Here is a 17349-nt window from a genome sequence, read left to right on the forward strand (position 1 = left end):
ATTTAAATCATCACTTATGAAAACAAAAAATTCCTTTCTGCTTATTTTATGCTTGCTATTATTTTCTTCTTTACATGCCCAAAACGAACCTGTTAAGATATTGGCTATCGGAAATAGTTTTGCCGACGACGGAATCGAATACCTTGACGAAATCGCTATCTCGGCGGGAAAACACATTATCGTCGCCAACACTTATATCGGCGGGTGCTCTATCCAAAGACACCTCGATAACGCCCGGCACGACAAACACGATTACAAATACAGAAAAAATATAGATGGGAAATACACCGAAGAAAAAGGGAAGAGTCTATTGGAAGCCCTGAAAGACGAGGAATGGGACTACATTGTATTTCAACAAGCAAGCTCTTTCGCCGGACAATACAGCTCTTATTTCCCCGAATTGAAAGAACTCATGGAATACGTCAAGGCGAATGCAACCAATCCGAATGTAAAATACGCCATGCAACAAACTTGGGCTTATGCAAAAGACTCCAACCACCCTGGATTTTTCAGATACGGGAAAAACCAAAAAGCCATGTATGAAGATGTCGTATTTTCTTATGACAAAGCGGCTCAAAAACAAAACATATCGATCGTCATACCCACCGGAACAGCTATTCAGAACGGACGTAGCAGTAGCTTGGGTGATACATTCTGCCGTGACGGTTACCATCTGGATTTAAAATACGGCCGCTATACGGCTGCTTGTGCATGGTTCGAAACATTCTTCGGAGAATCTCCGATAGGCATTACCTATCGTCCCGAAGGAGTTACCGATGAACAAGCGTCGATAGCACAACATGCTGCTCATTTCGCCATACTCCGTCCTACTTCTGTAACCGATATGAGTAACTTTTAATACACGGTATCATGGTTCAACATATTAAAAATATTACTATCCTCTTTTTTCTCCTACTCTCCTTATCGGTAAGTGCTTGTTCAAAAGATGATTTCACCCCTGCCTATCCCAAAAGCGAGGGTGTAACCCGTCTCGTTTCCTACAACGTAGGTGTTTTTGCCAAATATGCAAAAAGCGGTTACAAGATGACGGCTCGCATGATGAAAGAACTGGATGCCGATGCCGTCTGCATGCAAGAACTGGACAGTTGTACGACTCGTACCAAACACGTTTTCCAAGTGAAACGTTTTGCCGAACTCATGGGGTGGGAATATGTCTATGCCAAAGCCATGCCCTATCAAGGAGGATATTATGGTACAGGACTTGCCTGTAAAGATAAAATTCTGAAAAAATTTTCCATCGCTCTACCACAAGGCGGAGAACCTCGTACCGTAGCCGTAGCCGAGCTCGAAGACTACATTATAGCCTCTACTCACCTCGATTTGCAAAAAGAGACACAATTGGAAGAGGTAGAAGTCATCAACAAAACTTTTACCGAATTATATAAAGATTGCCCCAAACCGATATTCTTGTTAGGAGATATGAATGCTGAGCCAAACTCCGAGACCATTCAGATGCTCAAAACATGTTGGGACATTCTTTCGGTAGAAGGAAACACATACTCGTCTCATAATCCCGACAAATGTATCGACTTCATTCTACAATTGAAAAATGGTGTGAAATGCGAAGTCATCGAATCCAAAGTACCCACCGTATTCCATACGGGCGACGTAACCCAAGCATCGGACCACCTGCCTATTTACGTAGACGTGAAGATTCCAAAAAATTAATATTTCCTTTACTGAACAAACGCTCTCCCCGGCACGGTGCTGTCGGGGAGAGCGTTTTAGCCCGCCAATCGGTAAAAATGGTAGATATATCGGTAATTCATATAAATGAGATACACAAAAATGACGTAATTTCGTATTGAACAAAAATGATCTATCCATTTTAAAGAAAGCCTTATGAACCGATTCATCGCTATTTTAGTTTCTTATAGCCTCGATATCGGCATACTGCGATTCACCAAATGAAAACCGAAAAAGAAAAGCAGCCGGGTAGTTCGTAATCTTACATGTATGAGACGTATGACACTATATATTCTATTAGGTATAATCATATCGATAACCATCGCAGGCATTGCCTTCCTGCACCAGCCGAGTTTCGGACGGTTACCGAAAGGAGAACGACTGGAACATATCAAACGTTCACCTAACTATCGGGAAGGAGAATTTAGAAATATCGACACGACCATATTAATGACATCGCACAAAAGCCGACTATCCGGGATATGGAGTTTTCTGTTTCGCAAAGTAGAAGGACTACGCCCCGACGAACCCATTCCCGCCATAAAAACCGATCTCCGTAAAATCCCGCTCGAAGAAAATGCTTTGGTATGGTTCGGACACTCGTCTTATCTATTGCAAGTCGATGAAAAACGTATATTGGTAGACCCGGTGTTCTGTATGGCTTCGCCCGTATCGTTCGTCAACAAACCTTTCCGAGGGACAGAAATCTATTCTCCCGACGACATGCCAGACATCGACTACCTCGTTATTTCCCACGACCATTGGGACCACTTGGACTATCATACGGTCAAACAATTGAAAGGCCGCATTGGGAAAGTAGTCTGTCCATTGGGTGTGGGCGAACACTTCGAACATTGGGGTTTCGATAAATCCCGAATCATAGAACTCGATTGGAAAGAGAGCGCAACACTCTCTCAGCAATTCATCATACACTGTCTGCCCAGCCGTCATTTCTCAGGCCGAGGACTCACTCCGAATCAAACCTTGTGGGCATCATTCTTGCTTGAAACACCCGACCGAAAAATTTTCATCGGAGGAGACGGCGGATACGGTTCCCACCTCAAACAAATAGGCGAACAATTCCCCGATATAGACTTGGCCATATTGGAAAATGGACAGTACAACGAGGATTGGAAATATATCCACACCATGCCCTCCTTATTAGAGCAGACGATAAAAGACCTCAGAGTTCACAGAGTCCTTACCGTACATCACTCTAAATACGCTCTCGCCCGTCATCGGTGGGACGAACCTTTGAAAAATGCTCGCAACTTGTCTCGCAATGACTCGCTGACTATCCTTATGCCTGTTATCGGCGAAGTGGTGAACCTCTTCTGAACGACATAATACGAAAAGTTTCTTCCCTACGAAGCCGTTATATAAATAAAAGAATGACTTGCCAGATTGGGAATAACTCTCCTCACCAGACATATATCCCGCAGCGGGGAATTACATTTGACCTCCATTTGTAAAAATTAAAAAGCAAAGCTCTGAAATTCAAAAATTTCAGAGCCTTGCTTTTGCGGTGCGGACGGGACTCGAACCCGCGACCCCATGCGTGACAGGCATGTATTCTAACCAGCTGAACTACCGCACCAATTTCGTTTTGCGTGTGCAAAGATAGAACGCTTTTTTCAATTCTGCAACTCTTCGATTCAAAAAAATAGAATTATTTATTTCTTATTATCTCCGACAGAAATACAAGGAAATTGAAAGAGTCTCATATTCAACGCAAAACTCACACAATTAAAGCAAATGAATATTATGCCGCGCACACTCGGCAATTTGCTCCTCGGGCCAAATACTGGCCTGTACCTCGCCAATGTGTGCCTTTTGCAAAAGAAACATCGAGAAACGCGATTGCCCTATCCCCCCGCCTATCGAGAGGGGTAACTCGTCATTCAACAGAGCCCGATGGAAAGAAAGCTGAGCCCGCTCGGGACAACCGCAAATATCGAGCTGACGCAACAGAGCCTCTTTATCCACCCGTATCCCCATCGACGAAAGCTCGACCGGAGTTCCCAACACGGTATCCCAAAAGATAATATCGCCGTTCAGGCCCAAATAACCATCGCTGTTGGGAGTCGTCCAATCGTCATAGTCGGGAGCGCGCCCGTCATGACGAGTTCCGTCGCTAAGCTGCTGTCCTATACCGATAAGGAATACGGCCCCATACCGACGGACAACGGCGGCTTCCCGTTCTTTCGGAGACAAACGAGGATACTCTTGCAACAACTCCTCGGTATGTATAAATGTAATCTCGTCGGGCAAAGTCGGTGTAATGTGAGGAAACTCGGCATAGATGAGACTCTCGCACTCTTTGATAACCTTATAAATACTTTTCACGGTCTTTTTAAGGTATTCGACATTACGATCCTCCCGTGTAATCGTCTTCTCCCAATCCCATTGATCGACATACAACGAATGAAGATTGTCAAGCTCTTCGTGTGTGCGAATCGCATTCATATCGGTATAAAGCCCGAATCCCGGTGCAATGTCATATGCACCCAATTTCACCCGCTTCCACTTGGCGAGCGAGTGAACGACCTCGGCCTGTCGCCCGCCCATATCGGCAATGGGAAAAGATACCGCCCGCTCGCTTCCATTCAAGTCGTCGTTCAGCCCCGTACCGGAAAGAACGAACAAAGGAGCTGTTACCCGACGCAAGTTAAGCGTCTTGGACAATCGTTCTTGAAAAGCATCTTTCAACATTTTTATTGCCATTTCGGTAGTTTCGGGCAACAACTTCAATTTATATTTCGGAGGAATTATCAGTGACATTAGGATTCTCTTTGGTTAATATTATATTCACTTCGCATAAAATATTTGCAAATATATATCATTTTTCCAATAACAGAAATTATATCATATCAAATTGAGAAGTCAAACGCACAATATTATAACTTTTATAAAAAAGATTGTCGAATAATTTTAATTTTCTGAAACCAAAAGACAAAATAAATTGTTTATAAATATACACCTATAAAAATTATATACTTTTGCACCGAAAAAATGCGAACATAAGCTGCGGTTTTGCCGGCTCTACCTTCGCACGAAAAAACAAAATTCACACTCATGGATACAAACCGACTTGGCACTATGCCCGAGCCAAAGCTCTCGAAAGAAAGCGAACATAATCTTGTTTTCAAACCCATTACACTGGACTCTCTTTCCGAAATCGAACCCTTCCTGCACCGACAATGTTACCGCACCTGCGACTTCTCGATCGGCGGCATCTACATGTGGGTAGATTATTTCGGCTACGAATATTGTATTTCCCAAGATACGCTGTTTATCAAAGGAGGAGAGGAAGATAATTTGCAAAACACGGCTTTTGCCGTACCCGTCGGCAAATTGAATCTGCAAGAATCCTTACCGTTACTGAAAGAGTATTGCTGCCGACACAACGTCCCGTTCATTTTGTCGGCCGTACCCGAACCGGCCGCACTGGAAATTCAACAACTTTACGGCTGCCCGATAACCGAATTGCCCGACTGGGGAGACTACCTATACAATGCCGTAGACCTTGCGACATTAGTCGGACACCGTTTTAACAAAAAGCGCAACCGAGTAAACAAATTCAAAAGCACCTACCCCGATTATCGCTACGAGATGATCACATCGCAGAACCTCCCGGAAATAACAGCTTTTTTCGAGACCTACAAACAAGAATATCAAAAAGATAGTTTGCTGTTCACGTACGAAGAAAGCAAAGTGGTTCAAGTATTGCACGAATATGAAAAACTGAAATTTGAAGGAGGCGCTCTGCGGGTATCGGGACAAATCGTAGCATTTTCTATCGGCGAAGTTATAGGCGACACGCTTATCGTCCATATCGAGAAAGCCCGTAAGGAAGTGGCCGGGGTATACGAAGCCATCAATCAATTCTATTCGGCGCAAATGGCCGAAAAACACCCCGAAGTGAAATACATCAACCGAGAGGACGATGCAGGGGATGCCGGCCTACGTGAAGCCAAACTGTCGTATAACCCCGAAACCATCTTAAAAAAATACAATATCGCACTTAACGAATACACTCTGTAAATCTATTTTTCTTACATAAAGACAGCTTTTCACCGCTTCCTCTTCCTTTTCTCATAAAAACAGCCGATATGAGTTTCAATTAGCCGTTTGCAAATAGGCTTGGTTTTGGACAAAGTTTATATTATCTTTGCGCAGTATGCCATTATAAAACAGACTCACAAAAAAACAAGTATATGAAGAAATTGCTATGGGCCATTCTTGCGACGGCTATCATCGCAGGCGCAAATCCCGAGACATGTTATGCCAAAAAGAAAAGTAAGAAAAATGATAAGAAAGAACAGGTAAAAGACACGACTGCCAAAGAGTCGAAATACGAAAAGCTCATCAAAGGAGCTAAGACTCAAAAGGGTATGTTCACGCTACACATTACGAATGACAACAAACTGCTGGTCGAAGTACCCGACTCGTTGATGAACCGCACGTTCCTGTTGTCGAGCCGTGTAGCCGCCACGACCGATCCCAAAATATTCGTCGCCGGCGAAATGACGACCAATCCGTTCATGATACGATTCAGCAAAAACGAACAGTCGCTCTTCATGCACCTCGTTCAGCACCGGAACATCATCGACGAGAACGACCCCATAGCGGCATCTTTTGACAAAAATTTTGGAGACCCTATTATCAAAGCATTTAAAATCTCTGCCAAAAACGGGAAAGACGTGGTAGTCGACATGAGTGATTTTTTCAAAGGCAATGAAAAAATCATCAGCCCTATGCCTACTCCGACTCCCGGCAGCTCTTCCAAAATAAAAACCGGAACCTACACGGCCGCCAATTCCTATATCTTAGGGGCAAAGAGTTTTCCTCAAAACAGTGAAATCCGTTCGGTATTGAGCTTTACCGGCGACAATAATTGCACCGTCACTATGCATCGCTCGTTGGTTCTTCTTCCCGAACGACCTATGACACCGCGTATCTACGACCGTCGGGTAGGATTCTTTTCGAGCGGTAAGAATATCTATTCCAGCGACAAAGATCGTATAGACTACACCAAATATGTACATCGCTGGCGTCTCGAACCGAAAGAGGAAGACCGCGAAGCCTATTTCAGAGGTGAACTCGTAGAACCGGCCAAACCCATTGTTTTCTACGTGGACAGTGCCTTCCCCGATAAATGGAGGGACATCGTAAAACAAGGCGTAGAAGACTGGAACACGGCATTTGAAGCCGCCGGCTTCAAAAATGCCATTATTGCACGCGACTATCCCAAAGACGACCCGGACTTCGACCCGGACGACATGCGATACAGTTGTGTGAAATATGCCGTGACCGACATAGCCAACGCTATGGGTCCGAGTTATGTAGACCCCCGCAGCGGCGAAATTCTGACAGCCGATGTCATCTGGTATCACAACGTAATCTCTCTCGTTCACAACTGGCGGTTCGCCCAGACAGGAGCTGTGGATAAACGGGTGAGAAAGGAAACCTTCGACAACGATGTCATGCGCGAATCTTTACGCTACGTCGCTTCGCACGAAATAGGTCATACACTGGGACTGATGCACAATATGGGGGCCAGCTACTCCTTCCCTATCGACTCGCTGCGCAGTCCTTCGTTCACGCAAAAATACGGAACCACGCCCAGTATCATGGACTATGCCCGTAACAACTTCGTGGCACAACCCGGCGACTACGAAAGAGGAGTACGGCTCACGCCGCCCATTCTCGGCGTCTATGACATTTACGCTATCAACTGGGGATATCGTCTCATACCCGATGCAAAAACACCGAAAGACGAAATCCCTACATTGGATAAGTGGATCGAAGAGAAAAAGGACGATCCCATGTACACTTTCGGAGCACAACAGTTCCCCGGAGCTTACGACCCGACAGACCAGACCGAAGATTTGGGAAACGATCATTTCCGCGCAGGAGAAATGGCGGTTTCCAACCTCAAAATCATTATGAAAAATTTCGAAAAATGGCTGTTCGACGAGGGTAAAGATTTCACTACGATTCAAGAGCAATATGCCGCTATCGTACAACAATACAACCGTCACCTGCGACACGTCACTCCCTATATAGGCGGTGTGCTCTTCAAAGAAGTGAGACAAGGAGAGAATGAACTACCCTACACTTATCTGGACAAAGCTACGCAGAAAAAAGCCATGCGGTGGATTTTGAACCAAGTACGCACCTATCGAGACTGGTTGATGCCGGCCGATTTAATGCAACGAATCAATGCACCCACCAACTATGCCAGTTCGGTTCACCGTTATATTCCGGCCTACCTTGTCAACCCCACGGTGCTGTTCCGTATTCAGGAAGGCGGTATCATAGACCCCGTGAAAAATTACACGCTAGACAGTTACCTCAACGATTTGATCGCCGAAGTATTTAAAACGACTTATCAGGGACGTAAATTGAACAACATCGAACGCGACTTGCAAAGCGAGACCATCAATCAATTCATTCGCTATTCGTCGCTGAAACCGGCTTCATCGGGGATAAGAAATTTAGACTTCACCGACGACATCGACCTCGAAAGCGAAGCGTTCCCTTGCAGCCACGCCCTTTGCCGTCATCACGATTCGGAAGAGCAATCGTTCACCCGTATCAACATGGGGCCAGCCCTATCGTCGGCCGATATGGCTCCTTACATGACCGGTGCGCTCAAAAAAGTTTTGGCGTTATACAAGCAAAAAAGAGCGGCCACGGCCGACAGTGCCACCCGCAATTTCTACGACTATCAGATCATCACGATAGAAAAACTATTTAATAATTAAACTCCGATAAAAACAAAGAGGTAAGAAAAAACATTATTTTTGGAGTACGTCTTTGTAAACATATAGAATGAAAGAATTTATTTTAACCCAAGAAGAAACCGAACGCACCGTTTTAGTGGGATTGATCACCAACACCCAAAACGAAGCGAAAGCAAACGAATATCTCGACGAACTGGCCTTCTTGGCAGAAACTGCCGGAGCGTTGCCCGTGAAGAAATTCCTTCAACGACTCGACACGCCTAATTCCCGCACTTTCGTCGGGTCGGGAAAACTGTCCGAAATAAAAGCATACATCGAAGAAAACGAAATAGGCATGGTCATCTTCGATGACGACTTGTCGTCGAAACAGGTACAAAATATCGAACGGGAATTGCAAGTGAAAATACTCGACCGCACCAGTCTCATTCTCGATATTTTTGCCAAACGGGCACAGACTGCCAATGCCAAACGTCAGGTAGAACTGGCACAATACCAATATCTGTTGCCCCGACTCACCCGGCTGTGGACTCACCTCGAACGACAACGAGGAGGTATCGGCATGCGTGGACCCGGCGAAACTCAAATAGAGACCGACCGGCGTATCATTCTCGATAAGATTTCTCACTTGAAAGAGGAGCTGAAAAGCATAGACCGACAAAAAAGCATCCAGCGGAAAAACCGGGGGAAGTTGGTACGAGTAGCATTAGTCGGTTATACCAATGTAGGAAAATCGACTTTGATGAACCTGTTAAGCAAGTCGGAAGTCTTTGCAGAGAACAAACTCTTTGCCACGCTCGATACGACCGTGCGCAAAGTGATTGTCGACAACCTTCCCTTTCTGCTCTCCGACACGGTAGGATTTATCCGCAAACTGCCTACCCATCTGGTCGATTCGTTCAAATCGACACTCGACGAGGTGCGGGAAGCCGACCTTCTGCTACACATCGTGGATATCTCGCATCCAGCTTTCGAAGAACAGATAGAAGTAGTTAATAAAACCTTACAGGAAGTCTGCGACTCCACTGACAAACCCATGATACTCGTGTTCAATAAAATCGACGCATTTTCCTATGTGGAAAAAGCGGCCGACGACCTCACCCCGAAAACGAGAGAAAACATTACGCTCGACGAATGGAAAGAAACGTGGATGGGAAAAATGCACGACAACTGCATTTTCATATCGGCCAAAGAGAAAAAGAACATCGACGAATTGAAAACGCTGCTTTACCAACGGGTGAAAGAGATACATACGACAAGATTCCCTTACAACGATTTCCTGTTTCAACACTACGACGAAATAACGACCGACGAAGAATCCTGAATCCATAACCGGGCTACCCTCCGGCCTTTTACAAAATTTGTCCGATGAAGAATTACCGTAAACTCAATATTGCAGAAATCAATCAACTCACGACTCAATTTTGTACGGCCGAGGACTGGTCGAAAATAAATGTAGTCGAAGGGTTCTCTCCCGATCATATTACCCACACCCGTTTTTCCGGAGAAATCGAGCTGGGGATATTCGAAAAAGAGATGGAGCTTCCGGGTGGATTAAAGAAAAAAACGGGACTCCACCACGTCACCTTGCACAATTGCTCGATAGGGAACAACTCATTGATAGAAAACATTCCCAACTATATAGCCAATTACCGGATAGGAAGCGACTGTTTCATACAAAATGTAAACCTCATTCTCACCGAAGGCGAAAGCTGTTTCGGGAATAATACCGAAGTATCTGTATTGAACGAGACAGGAGGTCGGGAAGTCCCCATTTACAATCGGCTGTCGGCACAACTGGCCTACATCATCGCCATGTATCGGCATCGCCCCGACCTGATAGCCCGCCTTCGAGAAATGATAGAGGCATATTCCCTCGCACAAAAGAGTTGCTACGGGAAAATAGGCAACGGCGTGCACATCGTCAATACAGGAACTATACGAAATGTTTGTATCGGAGATTACTGCCAGATAGACGGGACATCGAGACTCGAAAACGGTAGTATCAACAGCAACCGAGAAGCTCCGGTATACATCGGGCCGAATGTTACGGCCGAAGATTTCATCGTCAGTTCGGGAGCCCATATAAGTGACGGTGTAGTAATGTCTCGTTGTTTCATCGGACAAGCCTGCCACCTCACCCATCTTTTCTCGGCTCACGATTCGCTCTTTTTCAGCAACTGCCAAAGCGAAAACGGCGAAGCGTGTGCTATCTTTGCCGGCCCCTACACGGTCACCATGCACAAATCGAGTTTGCTCATCGCCGGAATGTTTTCTTTCCTGAACGCAGGCAGCGGGTCGAACCAAAGCAACCACATGTACAAACTCGGCCCTATCCATCAAGGAGTCGTCGAACGGGGCTCGAAAACGACCAGCGACTCGTATATCCTGTGGCCGGCCAAAGTAGGTGCATTTTCCCTCATCATGGGACGCCATGTCAATCACCCCGATACTTCGGGCATGCCGTTTTCCTACCTGATAGAACACGGAAATCGCTCTTATCTCGTTCCCGGTGCGAATCTCAAAAGCGTGGGAACGATACGCGACGCACAAAAGTGGCCCAAGCGAGACAAGCGCACCGACCCCGACAAGCTCGATTGTATCAACTTCAATCTGCTCAGTCCCTACACCATACAAAAGATGCTGCAAGGCATCGACACATTACAGGGATTGAAACAGACATCGGGTGAAACGTCGGAATGTTACTCCTTCCAAAGCACTACGATCAAGAACAGTTCCCTCAACAAAGGAATAGACCTGTACACCCTCGCTGTCCATAAATTCATGGGTAACTCGATCATCAAACGACTTGAAGGAGCTCCGTTCTCCGATCTGAACGATTTGCACGACCGGTTGAAACCGACCGACCTCCTCGGAGAAGGCGAATGGATAGATCTGTCGGGATTGATTGTACCCAAGCAGGCTGTTAAAGACGAAATAGACCATATCGTCGGTAATCCCGATTCCACGTTAGAAGAAACCGAATCTTTCTTCCAAGCCATGCATCGGCGTTACTACGACATGGAATGGACATGGGTTTGTTCGATAATGCCCCGTTGGTATGGAAAAACAGTCGACAGGCTGTCCCCCGGAGATATTATCCGAATCGTACGGCAATGGAACGAAGCCGTTGTGTCGCTCGACCGAATGCTCTATGACGATGCCCGCAAAGAATTTTCGATGATTTCCCGTATCGGATTCGGTGTGGACGGTTCTACCCGGCAACGGGATTTCGATTTTGAACAGGTTCGGGGCGAATTTGAGAACGATGCCTTCGTCAAGATGGTCTGCAAGCACATCGAAGATAAAACCGCTTTGGGGAACGAGTTGATAGACCGCCTCGAAGCATTGATAACATCGATATCTCAGCATTAAAATGATATTGCCTCCCCGCTACTATCTCTTGCAACATCACAGGAATATAATGAAAAGCTATTCAACCCCTCCACCGCTTCGTGGCATCTCGCCCTCATCTGGCTCACAGTCAGGCAAGCGAAAAATCACATTACTGAGTATTCCCGAACAGCTGTGACATTTATCGTTTACTACCAGACTTTTCTCAAAAGAACAACGGTCCACGTCGCAAGGACAAACGGAGCCGTCAGCGTCGTTATCCCGATGCGCATTCCGGCAATTTGTAATACCGTACTTAACAGCACGGCCGCGGTCGCCTCTCCAAAACCTTTTAAGGATGCCGTGCCGAGTGCGATAGCACAAAGCACCCCGTTGTACCCCAATAATCCGGCTTCCGCACCGAGGATTCCCATATCCGGAAAAAGAGCCGCTCCAAGCGGCAAAACAGCGCCCCACATGGCATAAAGTCCATTCAACCGGGAGTTGATCCATATTCCTACGAGGAAAAACAAACCAGACAAAACGGTTCCACCTTGAAACATGACTTGTCCGATGTGCAAACAGAACACTTGAAAAAAATCTATATTCACCGGCTCCTGCACGGCTACGGAGTCGGACGAGAGCTCCAATGAAGGAAATACAGTCCGTTCCAACAACAGCAAAAGCCAAGTGACAAGAATAAACGGTGCAGTATACCCCGGCACGAACCGTTGACGTTGAAACAAGCGCATCACCCATGTAGAAAGGGCGGCTCCTATTATCAATAACATAAAAGCCCATACGGATATGTTCATAAACACACCCACGGCAATACCGACCAAAGTCCCGTTAAAACCATACAATCCGTTTCGTATATCCTCGCAGGAATATCCTGCTATCCGGGCAGTCGATGTACTCACAACCGTTCCCAATAGAGCCAGACCCGCCATATACAAAGAATTACAGGCTATCCCGGCCAACATCAAGACTCCCGACCAAGCATTATTCTGAAACATCACCTGCCCAATCCCACGAAATAAAATCTTTATCTTTTCCAAAATATCATTTTGCCAATCCATAACCCAAGAACAGAAAAAGTACATTCGTACTTCTCATTTCAAAATTTGGCCGAAAAGTGTAACGATTTTTTGTTGGACAATATCGAGCAGACCGCCGACATGCTCGTTGTTCCACTCACCTTTCCGACGAACCTCGTCCAACACGATTCGACTCTCGGCGTATATCTCTTTTTCGAGCAATAACAATCTTTGGGCATATCCGTTACCTTCGGGATTATAAAGCAATGCCATATGCAGATAATGCGGGCCGCTGCCTCTTTCCAAAGAAAACACTTTGTTTTTCAATCGGTTCGACCATTCGCACAACGGAGAGCGCACAGAATCTTCCGCCCCCTGCAACAGGGTCGGAACACCATACTCGCAGCCGATCCACACCGGCAACACGACCGAACAGGGAGGATACCCCAATATCGTCCACATGGTAGTGAATACAGGAGACTCTTCGGGTTTCACGCCTTCGATGACAACAGAAGCCGATGTACTGCGGCGAGGTATGAAATCCTGATCGACCACCCATGCATCGGTCGTAAAATCCCGTCCCAACAAAATGTGATAAAACGAGCGGGAACAAACGCCTGTAATCCATTCGGGAGTAATACTGCGCTCGGAGGCAGCACGTGAAAACAACCGGGCGGCATTATCGTAACGGATATAACCATAACCTTCGTTCGGCCTCCCCGATACAGAATAATTGGTACGAAGCAGATAACCGTCGGGACTATCTTTTACGTCATAACGGAATACCTCGTAACTATTCACTTCGAAATAGGCTGCTCCACCCAAAGCATCGACCACCCCGAAGTTAGCCTCCACCCCTATCGGACGAGGAAGAGAATCGAGTAACCGGGCGAAATCCTCTACCGTACGGCACTCGCCCAACACTTGTTTCATCACAACCCCTTCTCGGTCGGACAACGATGAAGTATCGTTTTTAAGATTATATGAAGCCGTATTCATGATAGCGAATCCAGAAGTATTATACCCGGCCCACACTTCGTTGGCCATCGTATCGACCCCGTTCACAAGTCCGACAAATTCCAACTTTCCTCCTTCTGCTTCGAAATGAACGATACGATTATTCAAATCCGATGCATCGCGATGTTTCCACAACAACGGACGCCCGTCGGGTGTTACCCGCCCCGAAACCACGGCCGAAGTACACGGGAACATAGGTATCCAGCCCACCAAATAGACAATAATAACACTCAACAATTTACGCATAACATCATCTTCACATCAATGCGTAAAAATAATATAAGAAATATTAGAATCAAACATACTCGTACAAAAACGTACAAACTCTGACAGAAATCCCAATTTTTAGGTATTGATACTCCTTTAACGGAAATCTAACTTTGCTTCACAAAATAAGTACTAAAACATTTATGCAAATAGCCAAAGAACATATCCGACAAAACATTCTAAATGCTGCTTTGCCCCTATTCTATGCCAAAGGCTATTCCAAAGTCACCATTCGTGAAATCGCCGACGACTCCCATGTAGGGTTAAGTAATATTTACAACTACTATAACAGCAAAGAAGATATCTTTCGCGAACTCGTACAACCCGTGATCAATGATTTTGAAATCATGTTAGACAAACATCATGGAAAAAGCGGATCTGACATCATGGAAATGTATACCGAACACTATCTCCGGGCTGTCATAGCCGAATACATATCGTTAATCAAAAAATATCGTAATCTGTTATTCCTGCTTTTATTTCGTTCGCAAGGGACTTCCTTAGAAAATTATAAAAGAGATTTTGCCGACCGTTCGACCGAAGTCGTCAAAGAATATTTTCGAAACATGAAAATAAAACACCCTGAACTAAATATAAACATATCGGAATTCACGATTCACCTGCATACCGTTTGGATGTTCACCATGCTGGAAGAATTAATCATGCATAAAAAGGTCTCCGATGAAATAGAACAAATAATAACAGAATACATGATTTTCAGTACAACCGGGTGGAGAGAGCTTATGAAAGGATAGGTTCTCTCTTTTTTTGAATGATTTTGAATATTGTTCGTTTTTGAAAATAACAAATAAGAATATGAAAAGAAAATACGAGTTCAAAAACATTGTAGCCGAAACACTGCTTATTCCACTTTATATGCGGGCAAAAGAAAGTAGGCGAAAAGATGCGATTCTAAAAGACAAAATGGCGGAACAATTAATCGCCTGCATCGAATACGATTATTCCAAATTCGACGGAGCAAAACTGAGCGAAGTAGGTTGTGTCGTAAGAGGTAGGTATTTCGACGATGCTGTCCGCCGATTTATCGATAACCATTCCCGACCGATTGTAGTCAACGTCGGTTGTGGATTAGATACACGTTGCCAACGCATTCATCGGGAAAACGATCCGACAAAATATTACGAACTGGATTTACCCGAAGTAATCTCTTTGAGACGAGAATTGATTCCCGAACCGGAATACGATACCTATATATCTTCTTCTTTATTAGAAACAAAATGGTTAGAGTGTTTGAAAACACAACACCCCGATTGTGATTTCATTTTTATCATCGAGGGCGTACTCATGTATTTCTATGAAGAACAAGTGAAGGCAGTTCTCCATAACATAGCTTCCCATTTTTCCGGCGGGGAAGTACAAAAGAGATCAACCATTAACTCAAAAACTCAATTCACATGACACCAAATAAAAAGAAAGAAGGACTTGCCCGTCTATTTCAAATAGCAGGTGAGCGAAAAGGCTTACTGATATTATCCGGTATATTGTCGGCAATCAGTGCTTTGTGTATGCTCGTACCTTATTGGTCGATATATGAAATTCTCAACGAACTCCTATCGAAAGCAGGAAATCTAGGTTCAATCGACAGCGATTTACTCATATACTGGGGGTGGATAGCTTTTGGAGGATTAATCATCGGATTGATACTACTCTATGCATCACTCATGGCATCACACGTAGCTGCTTTTCGCATCTTATACGGACTGCGTGTAAAACTATCCGAACATATCGGGAAATTATCCCTGGGATTTCTCAGCGATACCTCCACAGGTGCTATCAAAAAGACAATAGAACAAAATATCGAGAAAATAGAATCCTTCATAGCCCATACGATTCCCGACATGGTAAACGTCGCGGTAACCGTAATTTTCATGTTTGTTATTTTCTTTTCACTCAACGGTTGGTTAGCTGCAATTTGTCTTGCTTGTATCGTATTAAGCATTGGATTACAATACATCAACTTCATGGGCAAAACTGCAAAAACATTTACCGCCAACTATTTTGACACACAGGAGCGTATGAGCGCATCGGCTGTACAATACGTACGAGGTATACCCGTCGTGAAAATATTCGGACAGAGCGTAAAATCCTTCCGACAATTCCACGACGAAATTCAAGGATATAAAAAATGGGCATTGAAAGTTTGCGATACATACGAACCAGGCATGATCACTTTCACCGTGTTGTTAAACTCCATCGTCTCGCTTATTATCCCCGTCGGTCTGCTACTCATCAGTAACCAACCACACAATATCGCACTGGCCGCCGTATGGCTATTTTTCATCATCATGGGACCCGGTGTAACTTCACCGGTATATAAATTAATGTTTCTAGGAGGAGGTACTCGCGAAATCGACGAAGGAGTAAAACGCATAGACCGAATACTCGACGAAAAACCCGTTCCAGAAACAACCTTACCCCAAACTCCCCAAAGTTATGACATCGAATTCAGAGATGTCAGTTTCTCCTATGAGAGCAAAGAGCAAGTCACTCGCACAGAGGCGTTACGTCATATTTCTTTCAAAGCGTCACAAGGCGAAATCACAGCACTCGTCGGGCCGTCTGGTTCAGGGAAAAGTACGGTCGCCAGCCTCATACCCCGATTTTGGGACGTCGGCGAAGGCGGTATCTACATAGGAGGAGTCGATGTGAGAAACATCAAAACCGAGGAACTAATGAATCTTATATCTTTCGTCTTTCAAGATACATTCCTTTTTTACGATACATTGTATGAAAATATAGCCGTAGGTTCACCCAATGCCACCCGAGAACAAGTAGAAGCCGCCACTCGTGCCGCCCAATGTCATGAGTTCATTTCAAATCTGCCCGACGGATACGACACCCGCATTGGCGACAAAGGAGTATTTCTATCGGGCGGTGAGGCGCAAAGAATCTGCGTGGCACGGGCCATACTGAAAAATGCACCCATTCTCGTACTCGATGAAGCTACGGCTTTTGCCGACCCCGAAAATGAATACAAGATGCAACAAGCCTTGCAACACCTCATCAAAAACAAAACCGTCATCATCATAGCTCACCGATTATCGTCCATCGTATCGGCTCAACAAATCGTCGTACTCAAAGAGGGCTCGATAGCGCAAATCGGTACACATCAAAAGCTTAGCTCCATACCGGGAGTTTACCGACAGATGTGGGAAGCATACACCGATGCATTCCAATGGGAATTAAAAACCGAATATAAAGCTTAACATAACATTCACAAG

General features: G+C 45.1%; 12 protein-coding genes, 1 tRNA gene and 1 pseudogene. 10 read left to right on the forward strand and 4 right to left on the reverse strand.

All coding sequences use genetic code 11. The features are described 5' to 3' along the window. The first annotated feature begins 16 nt into the window (after positions 1-16). The 3 genes from HMPREF9448_RS09440 to HMPREF9448_RS09450 all read left to right on the forward strand — a co-directional run bounded on the left by HMPREF9448_RS09440 (position 17) and on the right by HMPREF9448_RS09450 (position 3045). Positions 17-859 carry a DUF4886 domain-containing protein gene (locus HMPREF9448_RS09440; RefSeq protein ID WP_008862341.1) on the forward strand — a complete coding sequence of 281 codons (843 nt, stop codon included), beginning with the start codon at positions 17-19 and terminating at the stop codon, positions 857-859. Positions 860-870: 11 nt separating this feature from the next. Continuing rightward, complete coding sequence (locus tag HMPREF9448_RS09445) at positions 871-1689, forward strand: endonuclease/exonuclease/phosphatase family protein (RefSeq protein WP_008862342.1); 819 nt, start codon at positions 871-873, stop codon at positions 1687-1689. Positions 1690-1977: 288 nt separating this feature from the next. Further along, complete coding sequence (locus HMPREF9448_RS09450) at positions 1978-3045, forward strand: MBL fold metallo-hydrolase (RefSeq protein WP_008862343.1); 1068 nt, start codon at positions 1978-1980, stop codon at positions 3043-3045. Between the two features lie 185 nt (positions 3046-3230). Here HMPREF9448_RS09450 and HMPREF9448_RS09455 read toward each other — a convergent pair. Both HMPREF9448_RS09455 and asnA read right to left on the reverse strand, forming a co-directional pair. Then, positions 3231-3304 (reverse strand) — tRNA-Asp (locus HMPREF9448_RS09455). A gap of 149 nt (positions 3305-3453) precedes the next feature. Continuing rightward, the gene (gene asnA, locus HMPREF9448_RS09460) at positions 3454-4488 is read right to left on the reverse strand and encodes an aspartate--ammonia ligase (protein WP_008862344.1); all 1035 of its coding nucleotides are present in this window, start codon (positions 4486-4488) and stop codon (positions 3454-3456) included. Positions 4489-4782: 294 nt separating this feature from the next. On the opposite strand from asnA, the gene HMPREF9448_RS09465 reads away from it, so the two are divergent. The 4 genes from HMPREF9448_RS09465 (at position 4783) to HMPREF9448_RS09480 (ending at position 11828) form a co-directional block, all read left to right on the forward strand. After that, the gene (locus HMPREF9448_RS09465) at positions 4783-5751 is read left to right on the forward strand and encodes a DUF2156 domain-containing protein (RefSeq protein ID WP_008862345.1); all 969 of its coding nucleotides are present in this window, start codon (positions 4783-4785) and stop codon (positions 5749-5751) included. Positions 5752-5924: 173 nt separating this feature from the next. Then, entirely contained in the window at positions 5925-8477 is a 2553-nt protein-coding gene (locus HMPREF9448_RS09470; protein WP_008862346.1) for a zinc-dependent metalloprotease, read from the forward strand. Between the two features lie 67 nt (positions 8478-8544). Beyond that, the gene (gene hflX, locus HMPREF9448_RS09475; protein ID WP_008862347.1) at positions 8545-9777 is read left to right on the forward strand and encodes a GTPase HflX; all 1233 of its coding nucleotides are present in this window, start codon (positions 8545-8547) and stop codon (positions 9775-9777) included. 44 nt (positions 9778-9821) lie between these two features. Further along, entirely contained in the window at positions 9822-11828 is a 2007-nt protein-coding gene (locus HMPREF9448_RS09480) for a DUF4954 family protein (protein WP_008862348.1), read from the forward strand. 170 nt (positions 11829-11998) lie between these two features. On the opposite strand, the gene HMPREF9448_RS09485 is transcribed toward HMPREF9448_RS09480, so the two are convergent. Both HMPREF9448_RS09485 and HMPREF9448_RS09490 read right to left on the reverse strand, forming a co-directional pair. Next, positions 11999-12847 (reverse strand): urea transporter, encoded by an 849-nt coding sequence (locus HMPREF9448_RS09485; RefSeq protein WP_040296208.1) that lies wholly within the window; start codon positions 12845-12847, stop codon positions 11999-12001. 51 nt (positions 12848-12898) lie between these two features. Then, positions 12899-14086: a carcinine hydrolase/isopenicillin-N N-acyltransferase family protein gene (locus HMPREF9448_RS09490; RefSeq protein ID WP_008862350.1), complete on the reverse strand. Its 1188-nt coding sequence runs from the start codon at positions 14084-14086 to the stop codon at positions 12899-12901. A 164-nt stretch (positions 14087-14250) separates the two neighbouring features. Here HMPREF9448_RS09490 and HMPREF9448_RS09495 point away from each other — a divergent pair, with 164 nt between their 5' ends. From HMPREF9448_RS09495 to HMPREF9448_RS09505, 3 genes and pseudogenes are all read left to right on the forward strand, one after another. Further along, positions 14251-14862: a TetR/AcrR family transcriptional regulator gene (locus tag HMPREF9448_RS09495; protein WP_008862351.1), complete on the forward strand. Its 612-nt coding sequence runs from the start codon at positions 14251-14253 to the stop codon at positions 14860-14862. Between the two features lie 61 nt (positions 14863-14923). Next, positions 14924-15484 (forward strand): annotated as a pseudogene (locus tag HMPREF9448_RS09500) (class I SAM-dependent methyltransferase); the annotation flags it as partial. A 38-nt stretch (positions 15485-15522) separates the two neighbouring features. Then, on the forward strand, positions 15523-17334 hold the full coding sequence (locus tag HMPREF9448_RS09505) for an ABC transporter ATP-binding protein (RefSeq protein ID WP_008862353.1): 1812 nt from the start codon (positions 15523-15525) through the stop codon (positions 17332-17334). Positions 17335-17349: the final 15 nt, after the last annotated feature.

The sequence above is a fragment of the Barnesiella intestinihominis YIT 11860 genome, assembly GCF_000296465.1.
In the GTDB taxonomy this organism is placed as follows: Bacteria; Bacteroidota; Bacteroidia; order Bacteroidales; family Barnesiellaceae; genus Barnesiella; species Barnesiella intestinihominis.